Origin of the sequence: Sphingobium fluminis (assembly GCF_037723805.1) — a bacterium.
Lineage (GTDB): Bacteria > Pseudomonadota > Alphaproteobacteria > Sphingomonadales > Sphingomonadaceae > Sphingobium.
In genome coordinates, this window is sequence record NZ_JBBJUK010000001.1 from 1021211 (window position 1) to 1043109 (window position 21899).

Annotated in this window: 17 protein-coding genes, 1 other RNA gene and 1 pseudogene; 12 read left to right on the forward strand and 7 right to left on the reverse strand. The window is 65.1% G+C overall.

Annotated elements, in window-relative coordinates:
- Positions 1 to 14 precede the first annotated feature (14 nt).
- Positions 15 to 1193 (reverse strand): glycosyltransferase family 4 protein, encoded by a 1179-nt coding sequence (locus WG907_RS05360; protein WP_340231613.1) that lies wholly within the window; start codon positions 1191 to 1193, stop codon positions 15 to 17.
- A 117-nt stretch (positions 1194 to 1310) separates the two neighbouring features.
- Between WG907_RS05360 and WG907_RS05365 the strand changes: the two genes are divergently transcribed.
- The 3 genes from WG907_RS05365 to rnr are packed head-to-tail and all read left to right on the forward strand — an operon-like array spanning position 1311 to position 4622.
- On the forward strand, positions 1311 to 1529 hold the full coding sequence (locus WG907_RS05365; protein WP_340231614.1) for a hypervirulence associated TUDOR domain-containing protein: 219 nt from the start codon (positions 1311 to 1313) through the stop codon (positions 1527 to 1529).
- A 58-nt stretch (positions 1530 to 1587) separates the two neighbouring features.
- Positions 1588 to 2241, forward strand: coding sequence for an MOSC domain-containing protein (locus WG907_RS05370; RefSeq protein WP_340231615.1), 654 nt, complete (start codon positions 1588 to 1590; stop codon positions 2239 to 2241).
- A 53-nt stretch (positions 2242 to 2294) separates the two neighbouring features.
- On the forward strand, positions 2295 to 4622 hold the full coding sequence (gene rnr / locus WG907_RS05375) for a ribonuclease R (RefSeq protein WP_340231616.1): 2328 nt from the start codon (positions 2295 to 2297) through the stop codon (positions 4620 to 4622).
- A gap of 163 nt (positions 4623 to 4785) precedes the next feature.
- Here the strand turns inward: rnr and WG907_RS05380 are convergent, their stop codons facing one another.
- Positions 4786 to 5241 (reverse strand): universal stress protein, encoded by a 456-nt coding sequence (locus WG907_RS05380; protein WP_340231617.1) that lies wholly within the window; start codon positions 5239 to 5241, stop codon positions 4786 to 4788.
- A 185-nt stretch (positions 5242 to 5426) separates the two neighbouring features.
- Between WG907_RS05380 and WG907_RS05385 the strand changes: the two genes are divergently transcribed.
- The 4 genes and pseudogenes from WG907_RS05385 to WG907_RS05400 form a co-directional block, all read left to right on the forward strand.
- Positions 5427 to 6758, forward strand: coding sequence for a pyruvate dehydrogenase complex dihydrolipoamide acetyltransferase (locus WG907_RS05385; protein WP_340231618.1), 1332 nt, complete (start codon positions 5427 to 5429; stop codon positions 6756 to 6758).
- Positions 6758 to 7192 (forward strand): acyl-CoA thioesterase, encoded by a 435-nt coding sequence (locus tag WG907_RS05390; protein ID WP_340231619.1) that lies wholly within the window; start codon positions 6758 to 6760, stop codon positions 7190 to 7192. The genes WG907_RS05385 and WG907_RS05390 overlap by 1 nt, the downstream gene beginning before the upstream one ends.
- Positions 7193 to 7194: 2 nt before the next feature.
- Complete coding sequence (gene lpdA, locus WG907_RS05395; RefSeq protein ID WP_340231620.1) at positions 7195 to 8613, forward strand: dihydrolipoyl dehydrogenase; 1419 nt, start codon at positions 7195 to 7197, stop codon at positions 8611 to 8613.
- Positions 8614 to 9027: 414 nt separating this feature from the next.
- Positions 9028 to 9282, forward strand: a pseudogene (locus WG907_RS05400) (phosphatase PAP2 family protein); the annotation flags it as partial.
- A gap of 48 nt (positions 9283 to 9330) precedes the next feature.
- Here the strand turns inward: WG907_RS05400 and WG907_RS05405 are convergent.
- Both WG907_RS05405 and WG907_RS05410 read right to left on the reverse strand, forming a co-directional pair.
- Positions 9331 to 10818, reverse strand: coding sequence for a DUF2142 domain-containing protein (locus tag WG907_RS05405; RefSeq protein WP_340231621.1), 1488 nt, complete (start codon positions 10816 to 10818; stop codon positions 9331 to 9333).
- A gap of 88 nt (positions 10819 to 10906) precedes the next feature.
- Positions 10907 to 11497, reverse strand: a complete 591-nt coding sequence (locus WG907_RS05410; protein WP_340231622.1) for an anthranilate synthase component II — start codon at positions 11495 to 11497, stop codon at positions 10907 to 10909.
- A 115-nt stretch (positions 11498 to 11612) separates the two neighbouring features.
- On the opposite strand from WG907_RS05410, the gene WG907_RS05415 reads away from it, so the two are divergent.
- The gene (locus tag WG907_RS05415) at positions 11613 to 12125 is read left to right on the forward strand and encodes a hemerythrin domain-containing protein (protein ID WP_340231623.1); all 513 of its coding nucleotides are present in this window, start codon (positions 11613 to 11615) and stop codon (positions 12123 to 12125) included.
- A 14-nt stretch (positions 12126 to 12139) separates the two neighbouring features.
- Positions 12140 to 12493: a transfer-messenger RNA gene (gene ssrA, locus WG907_RS05420) on the forward strand.
- A gap of 445 nt (positions 12494 to 12938) precedes the next feature.
- On the opposite strand, the gene WG907_RS05425 is transcribed toward ssrA, so the two are convergent.
- Both WG907_RS05425 and WG907_RS05430 read right to left on the reverse strand, forming a co-directional pair.
- Entirely contained in the window at positions 12939 to 14609 is a 1671-nt protein-coding gene (locus WG907_RS05425; RefSeq protein ID WP_340231625.1) for an amidohydrolase, read from the reverse strand.
- Between the two features lie 143 nt (positions 14610 to 14752).
- The gene (locus WG907_RS05430; RefSeq protein WP_340231844.1) at positions 14753 to 15622 is read right to left on the reverse strand and encodes an NAD(P)-dependent oxidoreductase; all 870 of its coding nucleotides are present in this window, start codon (positions 15620 to 15622) and stop codon (positions 14753 to 14755) included.
- Positions 15623 to 15718: 96 nt separating this feature from the next.
- Between WG907_RS05430 and WG907_RS05435 the strand changes: the two genes are divergently transcribed.
- The 3 genes from WG907_RS05435 (at position 15719) to WG907_RS05445 (ending at position 20679) form a co-directional block, all read left to right on the forward strand.
- The gene (locus WG907_RS05435) at positions 15719 to 16966 is read left to right on the forward strand and encodes a threonine ammonia-lyase (protein WP_340231627.1); all 1248 of its coding nucleotides are present in this window, start codon (positions 15719 to 15721) and stop codon (positions 16964 to 16966) included.
- A 112-nt stretch (positions 16967 to 17078) separates the two neighbouring features.
- Entirely contained in the window at positions 17079 to 17891 is an 813-nt protein-coding gene (locus WG907_RS05440) for an arginyltransferase (protein ID WP_340231629.1), read from the forward strand.
- Between the two features lie 268 nt (positions 17892 to 18159).
- The gene (locus WG907_RS05445) at positions 18160 to 20679 is read left to right on the forward strand and encodes a putative bifunctional diguanylate cyclase/phosphodiesterase (RefSeq protein ID WP_340231845.1); all 2520 of its coding nucleotides are present in this window, start codon (positions 18160 to 18162) and stop codon (positions 20677 to 20679) included.
- Between the two features lie 55 nt (positions 20680 to 20734).
- Here the strand turns inward: WG907_RS05445 and WG907_RS05450 are convergent, their stop codons facing one another.
- A complete protein-coding gene (locus WG907_RS05450; protein ID WP_340231630.1) occupies positions 20735 to 21844 on the reverse strand; it encodes an RcnB family protein in 1110 nt (369 codons plus the stop codon).
- Positions 21845 to 21899: the final 55 nt, after the last annotated feature.

Consider the following 21899-nt stretch of genomic DNA (forward strand, 5'->3'; position numbering starts at 1 on the left):
CAGGAAACGAGTGATTAGGGGACGGGGCTGGCGCGAGGCACCGTTCCTTGCGCGCGCTGACGGATCACGCGGACATAGGTATCGACCAGCGCTTGGTTGACCTGATCCCAGCCATTGCGTTCGGCCCGCGCCCGCGCCGCCGCACCAGCGCTTTGCCGCGCGGCTGTGTCATGGCAATAGGTCTGGAGAGCGTCGGCGAAGGCGCCGATCGCACCTGGGCGGATCAGGCGTCCGGTGACGCCGTCGGTGACCAGGCTTTCACTCCCCGTGGCGCGCGCCGCGATGGCCGGCAGGCCGCAGGCCATCGCCTCCAGCGTGACGTTGCCGAAAGTCTCGGTGACGGACGGATTGAATAGCATATCCATGCTCGCCACCGCGCGGCCCAGATCGGGTCCGCCCTGGAACCCGGTGAAGACGGCATTGGGCAGGCGGTTCTGAAACCAGTCGCGGGCCGGGCCGTCGCCGACGACCAGCACCTTGTGCCGTACCTGCCGCGCTTCGAGCTGGTCGATCGCGTCGGAAAACACGTCGAGCCCCTTTTCCATCACCAGCCGGCCGACAAAGCCGATCGCAGGTTCGTCAGGCGCGATGCCGAGCGCCTCCCGCCAGGCTGGATCGCGGCGGCCGGGGTTGAAGATGTCGCGATCGATGCCCCGCGTCCAGATGCCGACATCATAGCTCATCCGCTGTTCGCGCAGCAGTTGGGCCATCGATTCGGACGGCGCGACGATGGCGTCGCAACGGCGGTAAAAGCGGCGTAGCCCCGATTCGATGAGCGGTTCGAGAAAGGCGAGGCCATAATAGCGCGGATAGGTTTCGAAGCGCGTGTGCACAGACGCCACGGCGGGCAGGCCGTGCGCCCGTGCCCAGGTAACCGCGCGGTGACCAAGCGGATCGGGGCTCGAAACATGGACAAGATTGGGCGAAAAGCGCTTGAGATCGCGCCGCATCTTGCCCGACAAACGATAGGGCACGCGATATTCGGCGCGTCCCGGAATGGGTATGGACGGCGCCGAGAAAAGATCGCCCGTCGGTTCGAACGCGGGCGTGCCGGTCGTCGGTGAATAGACGCGCACCGCCGCCCCCTGTCGCAGCAGATAGCCCACGAGGCGATTGAGCGCCTGATTAGCGCCATCGCGCACATAATTATAATTGCCGCTGAACAGGGCGATGCGCAGGCCGGTAACATCCATAGCGGGCCCTTAACCCAAGGTCGGCGAAAACCAAAGGGAACCGGATTTGCCGCCGAGGATTTTTACACTGTGGATAGAAAGAGCAGCCCTGGCGGCTGCGCGCGGATGGAGCGAGTCATGACCGGAAGCTTTCGCAAGGGAACGCGCGTCAAGTGGAACTGGGGCCAGGGCGTCGGTCGCGGACGGATTGCCGAACGGTTCGAACGGCATGTCGAACGGACGATCGAAGGAGCGATGATCCGACGCAACGGTTCACCTTCCAATCCTGCGTTTCTGGTGCATACCGACAAGGGCGACGAGGTTCTCAAGCTCGCATCGGAACTCAGCCCGTCTTAACTTAAGATATTGCCGCGATGCTATCGCCAGCTCGATGTGGGCATGGCATAGCTTCGGGATGGCCAACCCGTTCATGACCATCCAAGCTCTGCTGGTCGGCAAGCCCATGCCGTTTCGGGGCAATGATCATAGCGCCATCGCCAAGCATCCCGTTGAAGGTCCGGTCGCCGTCACCTGGCTCGGCCTTGCCGGGGACGGGGTCGCCGATCCGGTCCATCATGGCGGCTGGGACAAGGCGATCCATCTCTACCCGCACGACCATTATGACTGGTGGCGAACCGTCAAGCCCGGCCACCCCTTGTTCGACGCGCCCGGCGCGTTCGGCGAGAATATCGCCTCGCGAGGGCTGACCGACGAAGACATCTGCCTTGGCGATCGCTTCACGCTGGGCAGCGCGATCGTCGAGGTCAGCCATGGCCGCCAGCCCTGCTGGAAGCTCGACCATCGGTTCGGTGCGCCCGATATCATGTCGACCATCGTTCGCACGGCGCGCAGCGGCCTCTATTTCCGGGTCGTGCGCGAAGGCGAGGTGGAGGCGGGTATGCGCATGGACCTGCTGGAACGGCCGCTGCCCGACTGGAGCATCGCGCGCCTGTTCCGCCTGCTGATCGGCGGCGATCACAGGAACGATCGTCAGGCGGTGCGCGCGCTGGCCGACATGCCGGTGCTGGCGGAAGACTGGCGGGGCCGGGCGCGCAGGCTGGCGGGATAGCGCTTTTCCCGCCGCCACTGGCGCATGGGGCGGGCCACCTCTATAGTCGGGCCATGGCATCTCCCCCCAAGAAAAAGTTCGTTCGCACCCATGCTCCGGCCCGGTCCAAGGTCCGCCCCGCCGGGTTCCCGACCCGAGATCAGGTGATGGACTTCATCACCACGTCCGATCAGCCCGCCGGCAAGCGCGAGATCGCTAAAGCGTTCGGGTTGAAAGGGCAGGAAAAGATCGCGCTCAAGGCGCTGTTGCGCGACATGGCGGATGAGGGCCTGCTCGATCACGGCCCCGCGCGCGCCTTTCACAAAATGGGCGGCGTGCCCAAGGTCACGGTGCTGCGGATCGTCGATGTCGATGATACGACGCTGATCGCGACGCCCGAACGGTGGGAGGCGGAGGGTCATCCCGCACCGCGCATCCGCATCGTCGATCGTGGCAAGCGAAGCGCGCTGACGGTCGGCGACCGCATCCTTGCGCGCACCGAGGAAGCCGGAAATGGCTGGCTCGCCCATCCGATGAAGAAGCTTGAAAAGGCGACCGAAACGCTGCTGGGTGTCGTGCATGTGGGCGAAGACGGCAAGCTGTGGCTGCGCCCCGTCGACAAGCGCATCCGCAACGACTGGCCGATCAGCGACGCCGGGTCCGCAAAAAAAGGCGACCTCGTCCTCGCCGATCCGACCGGCCGCCCGCCACGCGTCAGCGCGCGCGTCACCGACATATTGGGCGATCCGTTCGCGCCGCGCAGCTTCAGCCTGATCGCGATCCACAAACATGGCATCCCGCACGTCTTCCCCGAGGGCGTCGAGGACGAAGCCGTGGCCGCCTCCGCCCTTCCGCTCCATGAGGATAAGCGCGAGGACCTGCGCACCCTGCCGATCGTCGCGATCGACCCCAGCGACGCGCGCGACCATGACGATGCGGTCTGGGCTGCGCCGGACGAAGACCCGGCCAATCCCGGCGGCTTCCGGGCGGTCGTCGCCATCGCCGACGTCAGCTATTATGTGCGCCCCGGTAGCGCGCTCGACCGCGAAGCGCGCAAGCGTGGCAACAGCGTTTATTTCCCCGATCTGGTCGTGCCGATGCTGCCCCATCATCTGTCGTCCGACATATGTTCGCTGCGCGCCGGGCAGGACCGAGCGGCGATGGCGTGCCACCTCGTCATCGATGCGCAGGGCAAAGTTACCTCGTCGCGCTTCACCCGCGCGGTCATCCGCGTCGCGGCGGTGCTCGCCTATGAAGATGCGCAGGCCGCGATCGACGGGACCAAGGACAATGATCTGCTCGATGTCGCGCTCAAGCCGCTCTGGGCCTGCTGGGCGCTGCTGCGTCAGGCGCGCGACAGCCGTGAGCCGCTGGCGCTCGACCTGCCCGAACGGCGCGTGGTGCTCGATGAATGGGGCAAGATCGTCAGCGTCGCCGTGCGCGAGCGGCTCGACGCGCATATGCTGATCGAGGATTTTATGATCGCCGCCAATGTCGCGGCGGCCAAGGCGCTGGAGGCCAAGAAAGCCCCCGTCATGTACCGCGTCCACGAACCGCCCAGCCGCGACAAGCTGGTCGCGCTCAAGGAGTATCTGGCGACCTTCGACATGGACTTCGCGCTGGGGCAGGTGATCCGGCCGTCGACCTTCAACCAGCTGATCAGAAAGGTCGGCGAAAACGAAGCGCGCGACCAGATCATGCAGCAGATATTGCGCAGCCAGACCCAGGCCTATTATGCCCCCGCCAATATGGGCCATTTCGGCCTCGCGCTCGGCTCCTACGCCCATTTCACCTCACCCATTCGTCGCTATTCGGACCTTCTGGTTCACCGCGCTCTTGTGGGGGGCTATGGGCTGGAACTGCCCGCGCCCAAGGGCGGCGACATCCCGGCCAAAACCTCGCTGAGCGCCGAGGATCATGAGAATATGGCCCGCGTCGGCGAACTGATCAGCCAGCATGAACGCCGCGCGATGGAGGCTGAGCGCGATACGATCGACCGCTATGTCGCCGCCTATCTCGCCGCGCATGTCGGCGAAACCGTGAAAGCGCGGATCACCGGGGTGCAGAATTTCGGCTTCTTCGCGACGGTGGAGGGACTGGGCGGTGACGGGCTGGTGCCGGTGTCGACGCTCGGCGCGGAACGCTTTTTCTTCGACGAGGCGGGCAAGGCGTTGCAAGGCGTGGAAAGCGGCGACCGGTACACCGTGGGCCAGAAGCTGGAACTGCGGCTGGCCGAGGCCGATCCGATCAACGGCGTGCTGCGTTTCGAATTGCCCGATGCGCCGGCGGGCGAACGGTCGGGCCCACGCAAGATGGACCGGACTCGTCCCGGCGCGCATCGTGGCAGGCCGACCAACATCCGCCATATCGGCGGCGCGCGCGGCAAGCACAAGAAGCGGTAAAAGCCGACTTATGCGTAAAACACCCCCGTCGTCCCCGCGAGGGCGGGGACCCATGTCGCCGCTATAAGCCTTCGCGCGGATGGGACGCGCGCAAAGCCGGCTATTCTGCGTCAGGCAAATACGGTCCCCGCTTGCGGGGGCAAGACGATCCGCTCACGGCCGTTCAGCTCAGCCGGTCGATCGCCTCCGCATCCAGCCCGCCCGGAATGATCATGATCGGGCAGGGCATGCCCCCCGCGTCGGCTCCGGCGAAATGCGAGACCAGTTCACCTGGCGGGCCGCTCGCCGCCGCGCCCAGCACCAGCGCCGCGACCTCGTCCATCTCGTCCAGCGTGTCGCGCACGACCGTCACGGGATCGCCCTGGCGCACGGTAATGCTGGGGCGGATGCCTGATTCCTCGCTCAGCGTGCCCGCCGCGCTGAACACCAGCGCTTCGGCGCGTTGCAGCGCCTCATCCTCCATCGTCGCCTGTACCCCGCCCCACTGGACGAATTCGGACGGAGGGATGAGGGCGAGGATGCGAACGGCGCCGCCCGTCTTGGCGGCGCGGCGCGCGGCGAACCGCAACGCGGTTTCCGCTTCGGCGGATTCATCCACCACTACCAGATAGGTCCGCATCGCCATTTCCCCCAAATGCGCTTTCGCGCCTGCAATCGCCCTCGCCAAATCCAAAGGCGGCACCGTCAAAATGTGAGCTATTATCGCCCCTGGCGCAAGCCGTGGCCTTGACCGACAGGGCCAAAGCGTGAAAACGGACTGCATTCCGCCACGCGCGCCGAACATGCTAAAAAGGCCCCCAACGCATGAGCAAGTCGATCCAGATGCCTGCCCTGTCCCCTACGATGGAGGAGGGTACTCTGGCCAAATGGCTGGTCAAGGAAGGCGACACGGTCGCGGCCGGCGACCTGATCGCCGAGATCGAGACCGACAAGGCGACCATGGAGTTCGAGGCCGTCGATGAAGGCACGATCGCAAAGATATTGGTGCCCGAAGGCAGCAATCAGGTAAAGGTCGGCACCGTCATCGCCATGATCGCCGAGGAAGGCGAAGATGTTGCGGCGGTCGCAGGGGGCGACGCGCCGGCTGCTGCGGCTGCCAAGCCGGCCGAGAAGGCGCAGGAACCTGCCGCCGCCAAGGCCGAGCCGGCACCTGCGAAGGCGGAAGCCGCCGCGCCTGCGCCCGCGAAACAGGCTCCCGCGCCCGCCGCGGACGGCCGGTTGAAGGCCAGCCCGCTCGCGCGCCGCCTCGCCGAAACCAAAGGCGTCGATCTCGCGAGCCTGACCGGCTCAGGCCCCAATGGCCGCATCGTCAAGGCTGATCTGGAAGGCGCGAAGGAAGGCGTGGTGACGGCTCCCGCTGCAAAGGCCGCGCCTGCCGCCGCCCAAGCCCCCGCTTCGGCTCCGCCTTCCGCCCCGGCTATTCCTTCGACCGGCGTCGATTTCGGCATTCCCAACGAAGTCGTCAAACTGTCCGGCATGCGCAAGACGATCGCCCGCCGTCTGACCGAATCCAAGCAGCAGGTGCCGCATATCTACCTGACGGTCGATATTCAGCTCGACAAGCTGCTGGCGCTGCGCGGCGAACTCAATGCGGCGTTCGCCGCGCGCAAGGTCAAGCTGTCGGTCAACGATCTGCTCATCAAGGCGCTGGGCGTCGCCCTGATGCAGGTGCCCGACTGCAATGTGCAGTTCGCCGGCGACACCATGCTGAAGTTCCAGCGCGCCGATATTGCTGTGGCGGTGTCGATCCCCGGCGGCCTCATCACCCCGATCGTGACCGGCGCGGATACCAAGGGCATCGCCGCAATCTCGACCGAGATGAAGGATCTCGCCGGCCGCGCCAAGGAAGGCAAGCTCAAGCCGGACGAATATCAGGGCGGCACCGCGTCCCTGTCGAACATGGGTATGTTCGGCATCAAGCAGTTCGAAGCGGTGATCAATCCGCCCCAGGCGATGATCATGGCGATCGGCGCGGGCGACAAGCGACCCTATGTTGTGAATGACTCCTTGCAGATCGCGACCGTCATGTCGGCGACCGGCAGTTTCGACCATCGCGCGATCGACGGCGCGGACGGCGCGCGGTTGATGGCTGCGTTCAAGACGCTGGTGGAAAACCCGCTGGGCATGCTGGCCTGATGGCACGCCCGGACGAGCCGCCGCCGGTCGAAAGCCCGGCGGTGCGCGTCATCGCGATGCCGGCGGATACCAATCCTTATGGCGACATATTCGGCGGCTGGCTGATGAGCCTGATGGATTCGGCGGCAGGATCGGTCGCGGCCCGCCACAGCCACGGTCGCGCCGTGACGATCGCGGTCAACGGCATGGAATTTCTGCGCCCCGTGGTCGTGGGCGACGAAGTGTCGGTTTATGCGAGGCTGCTTTCGGTCGGGTCCACGTCGATGAAGATCGCTGTGGAAGCCTGGCGCCGCACGCGGCATGACGACCGCTCCTATCGCGTCACCCAGGCGACGTTCACCTTCGTGGCGATCGGTGAGGATCGCCAGCCCCGCACCGTTCCGCCGCTGCCGGTTCCGGCGGCCGATCCCGTTTTAGACGACAAGAGAGACTGACCATGGCTGAAAATTACGACGTCATCGTGCTGGGGTCCGGCCCCGGCGGTTATGTTGCCGCGATCCGCGCAGCGCAGCTTGGCCTCAAGACCGCGATCGTCGAGCGGGAGAATCTGGGCGGCATCTGCCTCAACTGGGGCTGCATTCCCACCAAGGCGCTGCTGCGTTCGGCGGAAATCTACCATTATATGCAGCATGCCGCCGATTATGGCCTGGCCGCCGAAAAGATCAGCGCCGACATCGAGGCGGTGGTCAAGCGTTCGCGCGGTGTCGCGTCGCAGCTCAACAAGGGCGTCACGGGCCTGATGAAGAAAAACAAGATCACGGTCCATATGGGCACGGGCAAGCTGCTCGCGCCGGGCAAGCTGTCGGTGACGGCGGCGGACGGCAAGGTCGAGGAACTCGAAGCCAAGCACATCATCGTCGCCACGGGCGCGCGCGCGCGTGACCTGCCCAGGCTGAAAGCTGACGGCAAGCGGGTATGGACCTATCGCCACGCCATGACGCCGCCGGAAATGCCGACCAAATTGCTGGTCGTCGGATCGGGCGCGATCGGCATCGAATTCGCCAGCTTCTACAATGACATGGGCGCGGACGTGACCGTGGTCGAGATGATGGACCGGGTTGTGCCGGTGGAAGATGCGGACGTTTCCGCCTTCCTCGAAAAGGCGCTCAAGAAACAGGGCATGACCATCCATACCGGGGCGAAAATCGAAAAGATCGAGGCGACCGATGCCGGCGTGACCGCGACCATCAAGGGCAAGGACGGCAAGGATATCGCGGGCGAATATAGCCATGTCGTCGTCGCCGTCGGCATCGTACCCAATGTCGAAAATCTCGGGCTCGAAGATGTCGGCGTCGAGCCGGACCAGCGCTATCATATCAAGGTCGATGGCTATGGCCGCACCAATGTCGCGGGCATCTGGGCTATCGGCGACGTCACCGCGCCGCCATGGCTGGCCCATAAGGCGAGCCATGAGGGCGTCATCGCCGCCGAAGCCATCGCGCAGGCGCTGGGCAACACGGAAGTCCATCCCCACGCCATGGACCCGCTCAACATTCCCGGCTGCACCTACTGCCATCCGCAGATCGCGTCGGTCGGCCTGACCGAGGCGAAGGCCAAGGAAGCCGGTTACGAAGTGAAGGTCGGCATGTTCCCCTTCATCGGCAATGGCAAGGCGATCGCGCTGGGCGAGCAGGAAGGCTTCACCAAGACGGTGTTCGACGCCAAGACCGGAGAATTGCTGGGCGCGCACATGATCGGCGCGGAAGTGACCGAGATGATCCAGGGCTATACCATCGGCAAGACGCTGGAGACGACCGAGGCGGACCTGATGCACACGGTCTTCCCGCATCCGACCATTTCGGAATCCATGCATGAAAGCGTGCTCGCCGCCTATGGACGCGCGCTCCATATCTGATCGGCGGATTTTCCGCGTGACCGGTCGCGACTGTTCCCCGGCGAAGGCCGGGGCCCAGAGTCGCAAACCGCAGCGCCCGAATCGATGGACGTCGGCATTCGCCTGCGGCGTCCGATGAGAAGCGAACCAATGCCCAGCGTCGTAAAAGGCGCCGCGCTTTTTGGCCTCGCGCTTCTGGCGGTCCTGCTGATCGCGCTGGCGCAGCGGGCTGGTTGGCTTGCGCCTGTCGACCACAGCATCATGCTCGCCGCCGGTCGCGCCCGCGATTCGGCATGGGGCGGGCATGTCACCCCTATGCTGCGCCTCGCGACCATCGTGGGCGACACGATCCCGCGCCTGTTACTGCTCGCCGCTGCCAGCCTCTATCTGACGCTGCGTCGGCGCGGCAGGGCCGCTCTGTGGCTGGTGGCGATGATGGCGGGCGGCACACTGCTCAACCTTGGCCTCAAGCAGCTCTTCGCCATGCCGCGCCCCGATCTGCTCCAACATCTCGATATCGTGACGACCTACAGCTTCCCGAGCGGCCATGCGGCGGGCAATATGATGTTCTTCGGTGCGCTGGCCTTGCTCGCCGGACGGCGGCTCGGTCTTGCTCTGGCTGCGGCGATCATCATGCCCATCGGCATCAGCCGCGTGTGGCTCGGCGTCCATTGGGCGAGCGACGTGGCAGCGGGTTGGATCGAGGGGCTCGGCTGGATCGCGCTCTGCACAATCTGGCTACCAGCGCGGCGAGGGCAGCAGCAGGGCACGCGCGACACTGGAATGAGGCGGCATGCCGTCGCTGGTGACGAAGCCGTGGACCCAGAAACTGTCGACCACGGTCGCGGCGGCGACCAGCGATAGCAGGATCGCGCTGGCGGCAAAGATCGTCCGCGCGCCGCGCACCGGCCGGTCGGGCATGATCGCCAGCAGCAACAGCGGCAGCAACGGCACGAAGTAGCGACCCTGCGTCCCCTGAATATAATCCGCATGCAGCGGCGTGCCGGTCAGATACATGGCGGTTTCGATCAGCAGCGCCACGCCGATCGCCACTGCGATCCACCACAGCCGCTGCCCCACGCCAAAACGCGCGCCCGATCCGCTCAGCACCGCCGCCCCCAGCATCACCGCCGCCAGTGGATAAGCCACCAACGGCAGCAATATGGCGTTCCACCCGAACCGCCCGACGATCTGAAGCGCATAGACCGGCGCGCGTTCGGTAACGCTGGACATAAGGATATGGCCGAACGCGACCGGATCGGCGGTGATCACCGCCAGTTGCGCGGCCAGCGGCGCGGTCATCTCCGCCGCCCCGGTCTTGCGCGAGACGATATGATAAAGCGCCTGGCTGCCGCCCGACATCTTCATCCACAGGATGAAAGCGGCAGCCCCTGCCGCCATCGCAATGAGGATCGACAGGGCGCGCCCGTCGCGCCGGCTTTCGGGCCATCGCAGCCCCGCCGCCATCAGCGGCAGATACACCCCCTTGGCCAGCGCCAGCAGCGGCGCGGTAAGAAGCAGGCCGATCCCGCCGCGAGCGCCGCCATCCATGAAGCCGACGCGCAGCGCCAGCGCCAGCCCCAGAAAGCCGATGCCGTTGATGACGGCATCGGGCGAAAGTGACCCGGTCTGATAGGCAAGGGTTGGCAACAGCGCGACGCCCAGCAGCGCGGACCGGCCGAAGGGAATGAGGCGCAATGCCGCCACCAGCAGGGCAAGGCCCGCCAGCGCGTTGACGAGGCGACCGGCATAAAAGACCCCCAGACGCGGCAGATCGAGCCATTCGCCAAAGCGCAGGCCCACCACGCCGGGCGCATATAGCGTCGGCGCATAGCTGGCGACGTTGGGAAAATCGGCAAATTCCCGACCGGTTCGGCCGCTATCCGCCGACCAGGCAGCCGTCAGTTGGCTGTGATCGAAGCGTCTCGGCGTCGGCGGCACATCGGTCGGAAAATCGACGGCGTGAATGGCGAGCGCGGCTCGGGGCAGGGGCGCGCCGATCAGCGCACCGTGATGCCGCGCCAGCGCATGGCCCTCGGCGAGCCACAGCGCCTTCATGTAATGCTGATTCTCGTCGGGCGCCTGAAAGGGCGGCGTCACGATCGCGAAGAACAGGGTAAGCGCGCAGACGAGTGCCAGCAACAGGCGCTCCACGCCCGTCCACGGCATGGGGAACATCATGTCGAAGCGTCGCGCGCCTGCCAGTGTCCGCCTTTCGCTCCGCATGTCCGCTCGCCTGTTCGACGCCGGACACCCGGCAGTGAGGCGATCAATCTACAGCGCGGCCCTTAACATTTCGCGTCCGTTTCTGCGATCACGCGGCGGCGCGGGCGCGCACGGGGATGCCGGCGATCGTCATGAAATTGGCCAGCATCTCATGCCCATATTCCGTCGCGATGCTTTCGGGATGGAACTGGACCGAATGAATCGGCAGGCTGGCGTGGCGAAACGCCATGACCGACCCGTCCTCGCTGGTTGCGTTGACGATCAGATCGGCCGGAATATCCTCGACGATCAACGAATGATAGCGGGTCGCGGTAAAGGGCGAGGGCAGCCCCGCGAACAGCCCGGTGCCATCATGGTCGACCGGCGATGTCTTGCCGTGCATCAAGCCCCCGCGCACCACCTTGCCGCCGAAATGCTGGCCGATCGCCTGATGGCCAAGGCATACGCCGAGCAGCGGCGCGCCCGCATCGGCGCATGCGGCGACGAGGTCCAGGCTGACGCCCGCCTCATTGGGCGTACAGGGGCCAGGCGAGAGCAGGAACGCCTTCGCCCCCGTGGACAGCGCCTGCCCGGCGGAAATGGCGTCGTTGCGGACCACCTCCACCTTTGCCCCCAGCTCCATCAGATAATGGACCAGGTTCCAGGTGAAGCTGTCGTAATTGTCGATGACGAGGATCATGGGATCAGGGCTATAGAGCGGCCCGCGCGCCGGGCCAATCGGAATTACGGGGGACCCACGGAACTCCGGCCTCTTTCGCCGCTTTGATGGAAGTCCATTCCGCAGGAGGAACATCATGGCGAAGGAAGTGTACGCAGACGCGATCGCATTGCTCAAGGCCGACCATCGCGAGGTCGAGGAGCTGTTCGAGAAGTTCGAAAAGGCAAGCGCTTCGGCGAAGAAGCAGACGATCGCGCAAAAAATTTGTGTCGAACTCAAGGTCCACACGACGATCGAGGAAGAAATTTTCTACCCCGCCTTTCGCGGCAAGATCGAGGATGACACGCTGGACGAAGCCTATGTCGAACATGACGGGGCCAAGGTGCTGATCAACGACATCATGGCCGGGTCGCCGGACGATGATTTCTACGATGCCAAAGTCAAAGTGCTGTCCGAAGAGATCAAGCATCACGTCAAGGAGGAAGAAGCGCGGGGCGAGGGCATGTTCGCCCAGTGCCGCAAGACCGACGTCGATCTCGTCGCGCTTGGCGAACAAATGGCGGCGCGCAAGCAGGAATTGCTGGCGCAGGCCAAGGCGGAGGGACTGCCGCCCGCAACTCCGCGCGCCGTCAACGTGCTGGCTGCCTGACCATTGCCAAGGAAGCGGTTGAAAAGTTTCGCCGCATCCCCCATATCGATACTGCCGGGTTCGCCCGGCTATGGTGATAAATTGTGTCGTATAATAGACGCAGCGGACCCGGGGGCAGTACCCGGCGGTTCCACCAAAAGTCCCGTTCGTGCTCGCGCGGACGGGATCTTTGACGGGGCCGAACTAGGATCGACGTGTGTTCAAAGGCGATATTTTTACCCGGCCCGTGTAAGCCGTTAAACTGTGCAAAACTCACAAGTGCCAACGATAACGAAGCACTCGCCATTGCAGCGTAATTGAGGGCCTCACGGTCTGAGATTATTCTAAAATAGCGCGGTTGAACCCACCGGGCAACAGAAGGGAATTCAGCGGTTCGGGGAGCGCCGGGCAACAGAAGCTCCCCACTTTCTGTATTTTTGGGCTGCCGCTAATTGCCGTCCCCTGTTGTTCTCCGGCGAAAGCCGGAGTCCAGGTTGGGAGCGCGCGGGATTGGACTCTGGACCCCGGCTTTCAGTCGTTGGCTGAAGCTTATCCTGACCGACTGCCGCAGGCACGCAGCCGAAGGTTCGGGGACCGGCGAGAGCATCGCGCCTCAAATCGAGATCGCTTTTTCTCCGTTCGGGCTGAGCGAAGTCGAAGCCTTCCACTGACTCCGGACTTGATCCGGGGAAGTGCGCTTGCAGGGCTCCCTTCGACTGCCTGCTTGCAGCAGGCGCTCAAGACAGGCTTCGACTTCGCTCAGGGCGAACGGCTCAAATTTTACGCACGATGCTCTAGGTGTTTAGTGCCGACCTCCCCAGAAGAGTCAGCGCCTTACTTTCCCTTCATGAATACCCGCTTGCCGCCGATCCAGGTCTCCATCACCTGCGTCGTGCGGATATCGGCGGGCCGCGCCAGCGAGATATCGCGATCGATCAGCAGGAAATCCGCGCGCTGGCCCGGTATCAGGCTCCCGAAGCGCTTTTCGGCAAATCCCGCAAAAGCCGCCTGCCGCGTAAACCCGTCGAGCGCCGCCTCGAACGACACGCGCTGCTCGGGCATCCAGCCGCCGACCGGGTCGCCCTTCGCATCCTCACGCGTCATCGCCACCGCGATGCCGGGGAAGGGATTGGGACTCTCCACCGGCACATCGGAGCCGAACGCCAATGGCACGCGATGGTCGAGCATGGATTTCCACGCATAAGCGCCCCGCAGCCGGGCAGCGCCCATCCGCGCCGTCGCCATGCGCCAGTCCGACGCCTCATGCACCGGCTGCATCGACGCGACGATGCCGAATTGCTCGAAACGCGGCAGTTCGGCGGGATCGACGATCTGCGCATGTTCGACCCGCCAGCGCCGGTCGCCCTTGTAGGTTTCGGACAGTTCCTGGATCGCGTCGAGCAATTCGCTGTTGGCCGCATCGCCGATCGCATGGACGGCGATCTGGAAATTGTCCATCGCCGCGCGGCTCATCATGTTGCGCAGCGACGTGGCGGGGATCATCGACAGGCCGCGCTGGCCCGGCGCATCGGCATAATCCGCCTTGAGCCATGCGCCCCGCGAACCCAGCGCGCCGTCGAGGACCAGCTTGAGCCCACCCATGCGCAAATGGTCGTCATATAGCCAGGGCGTCGGCTCCGGTCCGGCGATCAGCACCATATTGTCGAGGCCGGCGGCATAGGACATGATCCGCACCCGCAACGCGCCGCGATCGGCGGAGCGGCGGAACGCCTGCCAGTCCGCGATGCTCGTGCCCATGTCGGCGATGGCGGTGATGCCCTGGCGCAGCAACGCCTGCTGCGCCTTTTCGAGCGCGATGTCGCGATCCTTGGGCGCGGGCGGCGGCACGACCTTCGTCACCAGATCCATCGCCTGATCGACGAATATGCCGGCGGGCCTGCCCCCCGCCATCTCGATGCGCCCCCCGGCCGGCGCCTTGCTCGCGGCGGTAACGCCTGCCGCCCGGATCGCCGCGCTGTTCGCCCAGCCGGCATGCCCGTCGACCCGCTCCAGCCAGACGGGAATGTCGCTGACGGCCGCGTCCAGTTCGGCGGCGGTGGGAAAGCGGCCCAGACCCCATTGTTCCTGGTTCCAGCCCGTGCCGATGATCCACTTGCGCCCCGTTTCCGCCTGCGCATAAGCGCGGATCTTCGCCTGCGCCTCGGCCAGCGAGCGCGTGTCCGACAGGTCGAGCGTGATCAGCGATAGGCCATAGCCCATGACATGGCCATGCGCGTCGATCAGGCCGGGGATCAGCGTCTTGCCGCCCGCATCCAGTTTATAGTCCAGCCCCTTGGGCCAGGATTCGCCCTTTTTGGGCTTCTTGCGCGGCGGCTCCTGATACCGGCCGGGGATCAGCTGCGCGACCTTGCCCTCGTCATCGATCAGCAGCGCGCCGAAATGCACGACCCGCCCATTCGCATCGACCGCGATGCCATTGACGTTATCGATGACGCCTGAGGCGAACGCGGGGGCGGCGAGAAGGGCGAGCAGGGCCACGCTCAACCACTTGCCGTTCGCCCTGAGCGAAGTCGAAGCCTGTCCTGAGCGCCTGCCGCAGGCTGGCAGTCGAAGGGGGCTCGACCGAGCGGAGCGAGGTGCTTCACCATCCGTCGACGGGATCAGGGCGAACGTCGACAACAAATGCCTCACGCCCGCGTGATCCGCCGCACCAGCGCGCTGGTGTCCTGTCGTCCGCCACCCATGGCCAGCACGTCGGCATAAAATTGGTCGACCAGCGCGGTGACGGGCAGGGTCGCGCCATTGGCGCGCGCCTCGTCCAGCGCAAGGCCCAGATCCTTGCGCATCCAGTCCACCGCGAAGCCGAAATCGAAACTGTCCTGCGCCATCGACCCCCATCGATTGTCCATTTGCCAGCTTTGCGCCGCGCCGCCCGAAATCGCCTCGAACACCTTGTCGAGATCCAATTCGGCCGCCTGCGCGAACCGTAAGCCTTCGGACAGGCCCTGAAGCACGCCTGCGATCGCGATCTGGTTCACCATCTTGGTGGTCTGGCCGGCGCCCGCGCCGCCGACATGGACGATGCGCGCGGCATAGGCCTGCATCACGATCCTTGCTGCGGCAACCGCCGGCTCGCTGCCGCCGCACATGATCGACAGCTTGCCGTTCTCCGCACCCGTCTGCCCCCCGGAAACCGGCGCATCGACGCAATGGATGCCCAGGCTTTCGCCCTCGACCGACAATTGCCGTGCGATCCGCGCCGAAACCGTCGTATGGTCGATGAACAGGCCGCCCGGCTTCATCGTGCGAAAAGCGCCTTCGCGCCCCAGCGTCACCTGTGACAGATCGTCATCGGTGCCGACGCAACTGATGACGATGTCGCATTCTTCCGCCGCCTTGGCCGGGCTGATCGCGACTGTGCCGCCATAGGCCTCCGCCCAACTCTTCGCCTTGGCGATCGAGCGGTTGTACACGGTGACGGCGTGACCGGCTTTCGCCAGATGCCCTGCCATGGGCGCGCCCATGACGCCCAGGCCGATAAACGCGATATTAGCCATATGCCCCGTAATGTTGGTGCGTGAACCTTCGCCATAGGGCCAGTTTTCCGCCAGTGCCAGTTTCTTCCGACCCAATTTTGCTTTACGGGGCTGCCCATGAACACGCTGACCAAGATCCAGGGGGCGCTGCCGCTGCCCGTGTCCGTCGATGACATACTCGCCGCGCGCACGCGCATTGCCGGGTCGATCGTCAAGACGCCGACGCTGATCAGCCAGACCTTGTCCAACATGCTGGGTTGCACGGTCTATCTGAAATTCGAGAATCTTCAGTTTACCGCCGCCTATAAGGAACGCGGGGCGCTCAATCGTCTGCTTCAGCTCGATGCGGCGGCAAAGGCAAAGGGCGTGATCGCGGCGTCCGCGGGCAATCATGCGCAGGGCCTTGCCTATCATGGCAAGCGCCTTGGCGTGCCGGTGACGATCGTCATGCCCACGACCACGCCGACCGTGAAGATCACGCAGACGCAGGGTCATGGCGCGACCGTGGTGCAATTTGGCGAGAAATTCGACGACGCCTATGCCCATGCGCGACTGCTGGAGGTCGAACATGGGCTGACCTTCATCCATCCGTTTGACGAGCCGGACATCATCGCAGGCCAGGGGACGGTCGCGCTCGAAATGCTGGAAGACGCGCCGGATATCGACACGCTGATCATTCCGATCGGCGGCGGCGGGCTGTTTTCGGGCATGGGCACGGCGGCGCGGGCGATGAAGCCGGATATCCGTCTGGTCGGCGTGCAGGCCGAGCTTTATCCGTCCATGTACAGTTTCATAAACAGCGGCGACCTGGCGTGCGACGGTGATACGCTGGCGGAAGGTATCGCCGTCAAGCAACCCGGCGAACTGACCCGCCGCTTCGTCGAGCGGCTGGCCGACGATGTGCTGCTCGTCACCGAACGCCGACTGGAAGAGGCGGTCAGTCTGCTGCTCCAGATCGAAAAGACCGTTGTCGAGGGCGCCGGCGCGGCCGGCCTCGCGGCGCTGCTCAGCCACCGCGAACAATTTGCCGGGCGGACCGTGGGCCTCGTGCTGACCGGGGGCAATATCGATACGCGGCTGCTCGCCAATGTGCTGCTGCGCGACCTTGCGCGCTCCGGCCGGCTGGCGCGATTGCGAATCATCCTTCAGGACCGGCCCGGTGCGCTGTTCCATGTCGCGAGGATCTTCGATCAGGAAGCGGTCAACATCCTCGAACTCGCGCACCAGCGCATTTTCACCAATCTGCCGGCCAAGGGTCTCAGCCTCGATGTCGAGTGCGAAACCCGCGATCGCGCGCATCTCCAGCGGCTCATCGCGGCGCTCGGCGAGGCAGGGTATGAGGTCGCGCCGATCGAGGTTGCCTGATAAGATGGGATCTCCGGTTTTTCGTGGTAAATACCCTTTTCACGAGCACCCGCGAGCGGCATAGTCCTGCGATGAATCGGGGCTCGATCAGGATGAGTGGGAGGATAGTGGCGTGACGGCACCATTCCGTTTTCCCCGATTCTTCGTGACGAACCCGTCGCCATGTCCCTATCTGCCGGGCAAGAGCGAGCGGAAGGTGTTCACCGAGCTTAGCGGCGACAACGCCGCCGAACTGAACGACGCGCTGGGCCGTATCGGTTTCCGCCGCAGCCAGAATGTCGCCTACCGCCCGAGCTGCGTGGATTGCACCGCCTGTGTTTCGGTGCGGGTCGTCACGCAGGAATTCAGCCCCAACGCGACCCAGCGCAAGCTGATCCGCCGCAACAGCGACCTTAGCGTCACCGCCTGCAAACCCTGGTCGACCGAAGAGCAGTTCGCCCTGCTCCAGCGCTATCTGTCGGCGCGGCATCCCGGCGGCGGCATGACCGAGATGGACGAGATGGATTTCGCCGACATGGTCGAACAGACCCCGGTTGAAAGCCATATCGTCGAATATCGCGAACCCGGCGTCGACGGCCGCGTGGGCAAACTGGTCGGCGCCTGCCTCACCGACCGGCAGGGCGACGGCCTGTCGATGATCTACAGCTTCTTCGATACGCAATTGCCGCATCGTCAGGGTCTGGGCAATTATATCATCATGGATCATATCCTGCGCGCGGCGGCGGCGGAACTACCCTATGTCTATCTGGGCTATTGGGTCGAAGGATCGCGGCGGATGGAATATAAGGTCCGCTATCGCCCGCTGGAAAAGCTGAGCCGCGGCGGCTGGGTCCGGTTCGATCCCGACTACCATGCCGACGCCCTTCGTGCCCCGCCCACGCAATCGCCGCTTCCTGTGGAACTGGCCGGCATTTTCCGTAAGTAAGTGTGCTCGTTCAGGCGAACGGTCGGAATAAACGTCGGAAATTCGACAGGCATGGTGCAGGTTATTTAACTTTTTCGGCTAGCCCCGGCCCATGGACGAGGTGGTTTTAGAGCGATTTCTCATCAGATGGAAACGCCGTTCGGCGGAGCCAATCCTCGGATGACGGAGAGCCGGAGGTCAGCGCAGCCAAATCGCGTAACAATAAATTCAGAGCGGTGGTCCGATGCAATCGGATCGCAAACCGCTCCAGCGTGATCGGGGGCGGCTGATGGACCGTTTTGCCGATCGGCGATTCGAAGCCTTTTTCGAAGGGGCTGAGCCCGTTGTCTCCGACGCGCGAGTCGCGCCTGACAGGGACGATCCCCTCTCGTCGCCGCATTTCGATGCTCTTATCCCGCCGCTCATCCGGTGGATCGCCGATGCTCGCGGCCGCCTGCTCGTGCGTGGCGAAAGTCCGCATGCCTCGACCGATCCGTTCCCGGCGATTCGGTCCGGTTACGACTGGCGCCGCGCTTTAGACCCCGTCGACCGCAAGGCGCTGTTGCAAGCCGCCACGCATTCGGCGAATCCCCGCCCGCTGCGCGTCCGCATGATGGGCGCGGATGGCGAACGGCGCTGGGCGGGCCTGCGCATGACCTGCGTTTCGACTGGCCGGGGCGGGACCCGCTGGTATGGAACCATCGAATATCTGCCTGACCTGCAAGACGAAGTGTGCGCCCTGCGCGAGGCGTTGGCCGAAGCCCGCGAACATTATCGCTGGTCGGTCGAGCTCAATCCGCAGGTGCCCTGGACGGCGCGAGCCGATGGCGCGCTCGAAGAGATCGGCCCGCGACTGCGCGAGATGACCGGGATCAGTCTGGACCCCCGATCGCACCTGCGTTGGAACGATATGCTGCATCCCGACGATGCGGTCGCGACGATGGCGCGCTGGGACGATCACGTCCAGTCGGGCGAGCCGATCATCGTCGAACAAAGGGTTCGCCTGACCGATGGCGGCTACCGCTGGATGCGCTCCAAGGCGGCCGTGCGGCGCGACGCACGGGGGGAGGTGATCCGCTGGTACGGCACGCTGGAAGATATCCACGATCAGAAAGTCGCGCAGGACGCGCTTGCCGAGAGCGAAGGGCGATTTCGCCTTGCCGTGCAGGCTGCGGGCCTCGGGATCTGGGATTTCGATATCGAAACGGGCGCGCGCACTTGGTCCCCCGAGTTACGGGCCATGCTGGGCCTTGCCGACGATGTACCCGCCACCCAGGAATGCGCGATGGCGCTGGTTCATCCAGACGACCGGTCCATCCTGCAGAATATGATGGCCACGGTCGCGCGGCGGGAAGCGACGACGCATTTCGAAGCGACGCTGCGCATCCATCGGGCCGATGACGGGGCGTTGCGATGGATCAGGAGCATGGGCTGGACCACCCAGTCGGCGGGTGGCCGTCCCAAGCGCGTGCTCGTGACCTTCCAGGATGTGACCGATCAGGAGGAGGCGGACGCCCGGATTCGCTGGGCGGCGGGCCATGATGCGATGACCGGCCTGCCCAATCGCGCCGCGTGGCAAGCGACGCTGGAACAGATGACGGCGCGTGCCGACGAAACGGGCGAACGGTTCGGCCTGATGCTTTTCGACATCGACGATCTCAAACGCACGAACGACGCGCTCGGTCATGACGCCGGGGACGCCCTGTTGTGCGAATTTGCCGCGCGCCTGCTGGCTATGGCGCCGCCCGGCGCGGTGCTCGGCCGCCTGGGTGGCGACGAATTCGGCCTGATCGCGACGTCACTTCGCGATAGCGATGCGTTGCAGGCGATCAGCGCGGCCATCCTTGAAAATATCCGCCGTCCCTATGTTCATGATGGCCGGTCGCTCGATTGCGGGGTCAGCATCGGCGGCGCGGTCTATGGCGAGCATGGCCGGCAGGCGGGTGAGTTGTTCAAATCGGCCGATCTGGCGCTCTACGCGTCCAAGGCGTCGGGGCGCGGCCGGGTGACGTTGTTCCATTCCGACCTGCGAGCGCAGGCGCAACAGCATAGCTCGATGATCCGCATGGCGCGGCAGGCGGTGTCGGACAAGCTGATCACGCCTTATTATCAGCCCAAGGTAGACCTGCACAGCGGACAGACGGTGGGCTTCGAAGCACTGTTGCGCTGGCATCATCCGCGCCTCGGCGTCCAGACGCCGGCGACCATCGCGGCGGCGTTCGAAAATTGCGAACTCGCCGTCGCCATGACCGACAGGATGCTGGACGCGATCGTGCGTGACGTGCGCCGGTGGATCCGCGCCGGCTTCGACCCCGGCCGGGTGGCTTTCAACGCGTCGGCTGCCGATTTCATGGATGATGATTTTGCCCAAGCCGTGCTGCGCCGCTTCGCGCGGGGGGGCGTATCGCCCCGCCATTTCGAGATCGAGGTGACGGAGACGGTGTTTCTGGGGCGGGGAGCCGATAATGTCGCGCGCGCGCTCCATCGCTTTTCCAAGGCCGGTGTGCGGGTAGCGCTGGACGATTTCGGCACCGGCTACGCTTCGCTCAGTCACCTCAAACAATATCCCGTCGACGTGCTCAAGATCGACCGCAGCTTCATCAACCATCTGGAAGGCGATGCCGGGGATGCGGCCATCGTCGATGCGATCGTCAAGCTGGGCACGAGCCTGAGCATCGAAGTGATCGCCGAGGGCGTGGAGACGCAGCGGCAAAGGGAATTGCTGATCGACCATGGCTGCCGCTTTGGTCAGGGCTATCTGCTGGGCTATCCCGCGCCGTTCGTCAGCCCGCCGAAGACCGCAACCTGAAAAGAGGGCCGGTCTCCCCGACCGGCCCTCTTTACACTCGCCCGGAGCGCGGCTCCTACTTGCAGGCGCAGGCCCGGCGCACCCGCTTGCGCGCGATCGGCTTGCGATAGGAAACCCGCTCGGTCACATAGGTCGTCGTGGTCGTCGTCATCGGCTGGACCGTGACCGTGGTCACCGTCGGCGCGGGGTAATAATAGCCGCCCGCCACATAGCCGCCGCCGGTGGTGACGCTTGAGCCGTGATAGGAAGCGCCATGCGACCAGTGCGGCCCGCCATGCGGTGGCGGGGGCGCGTCATAATCCACGCCGCGCGGATCGCCGCGCACATCGCCCTCGAATCGGCCCTCATAATCCCCGCTATAGGTGGTGCCGTCCTTGCCATACCAGGTGCCGACCCAGCGCCCCTGATAATCGCCGTCATAAGTCACGCCATCGTCGTCATAGCCATAATCGGCGCCCGCGCCGCGGGGCGGCGGCGGTCCCCGGCGAGGCGCATCCTCCGCCTTGTCGATGGCATAGCCTGTCGCCGCGCCGACGCCCGCGCCGATCAGCGTGCCGGCGGTGCGGTTGCCGCGCCCGGCGATGCGATTGCCCGCGACGCCGCCGACCACCGCGCCGATCGCCGCCCCGCCGACGCCATTGTCCGGCCGGCGATAGCTGGTGTCGTCATCATAGCGATCATCCTCATAGCCGCCATCATAGCGGTCCCAGTCGATATCGCTGCGATAGTCGCGCACCCGGCCGTAGCGGTCGGTCATCACGGCATCGTCATAATAGCGCGACCAGCCATAGCCATAGGCCGGCGCGGGCAGGCCATAGACGCCGTAGTTGGCGATGTAGAAGCCAGGATTGATCCAGTAGCGCGGCAGCACATAGCCGCGAATGGGGCGTCGATAGCCATTCCAGCCGCCCGGCGCGCGCCACCCGGCGAACCAGCGCCCATTCTGCCGCTGCCCCCAGCGATGAACGCCGCCCATCTGCGCGCCGCCGGCATGCGGCCGGCCCATATGCGATCCGCCCTGCCAGCCGCCGCCCGTCCGATGACCGCCCGAAAAGCTCTTGCCCATGACGGGCAGGGCGCTTGCGGCATCGCCGGCCAGCGCCGGCGCACCGGCGCTGGCTAGGGCGGCGCTCGCGCCGATGATGAGAAGGTTGCGGGTCCGCATATTTATTCTCCCTGTTCGCGCGCTCGTGGCGGGCGGGCGCGCAGCTGCGCGACGG

Coding starts and splice junctions, on each gene's coding strand:
- WG907_RS05380 (WP_340231617.1), bottom strand. CDS start 5,241: ATGCGGACCTATCTGGTAGTGGTGGATGAATCCGCCGAAGCGGAAACC.
- WG907_RS05365 (WP_340231614.1), top strand. CDS start 1,311: ATGACCGGAAGCTTTCGCAAGGGAACGCGCGTCAAGTGGAACTGGGGC.
- WG907_RS05410 (WP_340231622.1), bottom strand. CDS start 11,497: ATGATCCTCGTCATCGACAATTACGACAGCTTCACCTGGAACCTGGTC.
- WG907_RS05385 (WP_340231618.1), top strand. CDS start 5,427: ATGAGCAAGTCGATCCAGATGCCTGCCCTGTCCCCTACGATGGAGGAG.
- WG907_RS05360 (WP_340231613.1), bottom strand. CDS start 1,193: ATGGATGTTACCGGCCTGCGCATCGCCCTGTTCAGCGGCAATTATAAT.
- WG907_RS05435 (WP_340231627.1), top strand. CDS start 15,719: ATGAACACGCTGACCAAGATCCAGGGGGCGCTGCCGCTGCCCGTGTCC.
- WG907_RS05415 (WP_340231623.1), top strand. CDS start 11,613: ATGGCGAAGGAAGTGTACGCAGACGCGATCGCATTGCTCAAGGCCGAC.
- WG907_RS05430 (WP_340231844.1), bottom strand. CDS start 15,622: ATGGCTAATATCGCGTTTATCGGCCTGGGCGTCATGGGCGCGCCCATG.
- lpdA (WP_340231620.1), top strand. CDS start 7,195: ATGGCTGAAAATTACGACGTCATCGTGCTGGGGTCCGGCCCCGGCGGT.
- rnr (WP_340231616.1), top strand. CDS start 2,295: ATGGCATCTCCCCCCAAGAAAAAGTTCGTTCGCACCCATGCTCCGGCC.
- WG907_RS05405 (WP_340231621.1), bottom strand. CDS start 10,818: ATGCGGAGCGAAAGGCGGACACTGGCAGGCGCGCGACGCTTCGACATG.
- WG907_RS05390 (WP_340231619.1), top strand. CDS start 6,758: ATGGCACGCCCGGACGAGCCGCCGCCGGTCGAAAGCCCGGCGGTGCGC.
- WG907_RS05445 (WP_340231845.1), top strand. CDS start 18,160: ATGGACCGTTTTGCCGATCGGCGATTCGAAGCCTTTTTCGAAGGGGCT.
- WG907_RS05370 (WP_340231615.1), top strand. CDS start 1,588: ATGGCCAACCCGTTCATGACCATCCAAGCTCTGCTGGTCGGCAAGCCC.
- WG907_RS05450 (WP_340231630.1), bottom strand. CDS start 21,844: ATGCGGACCCGCAACCTTCTCATCATCGGCGCGAGCGCCGCCCTAGCC.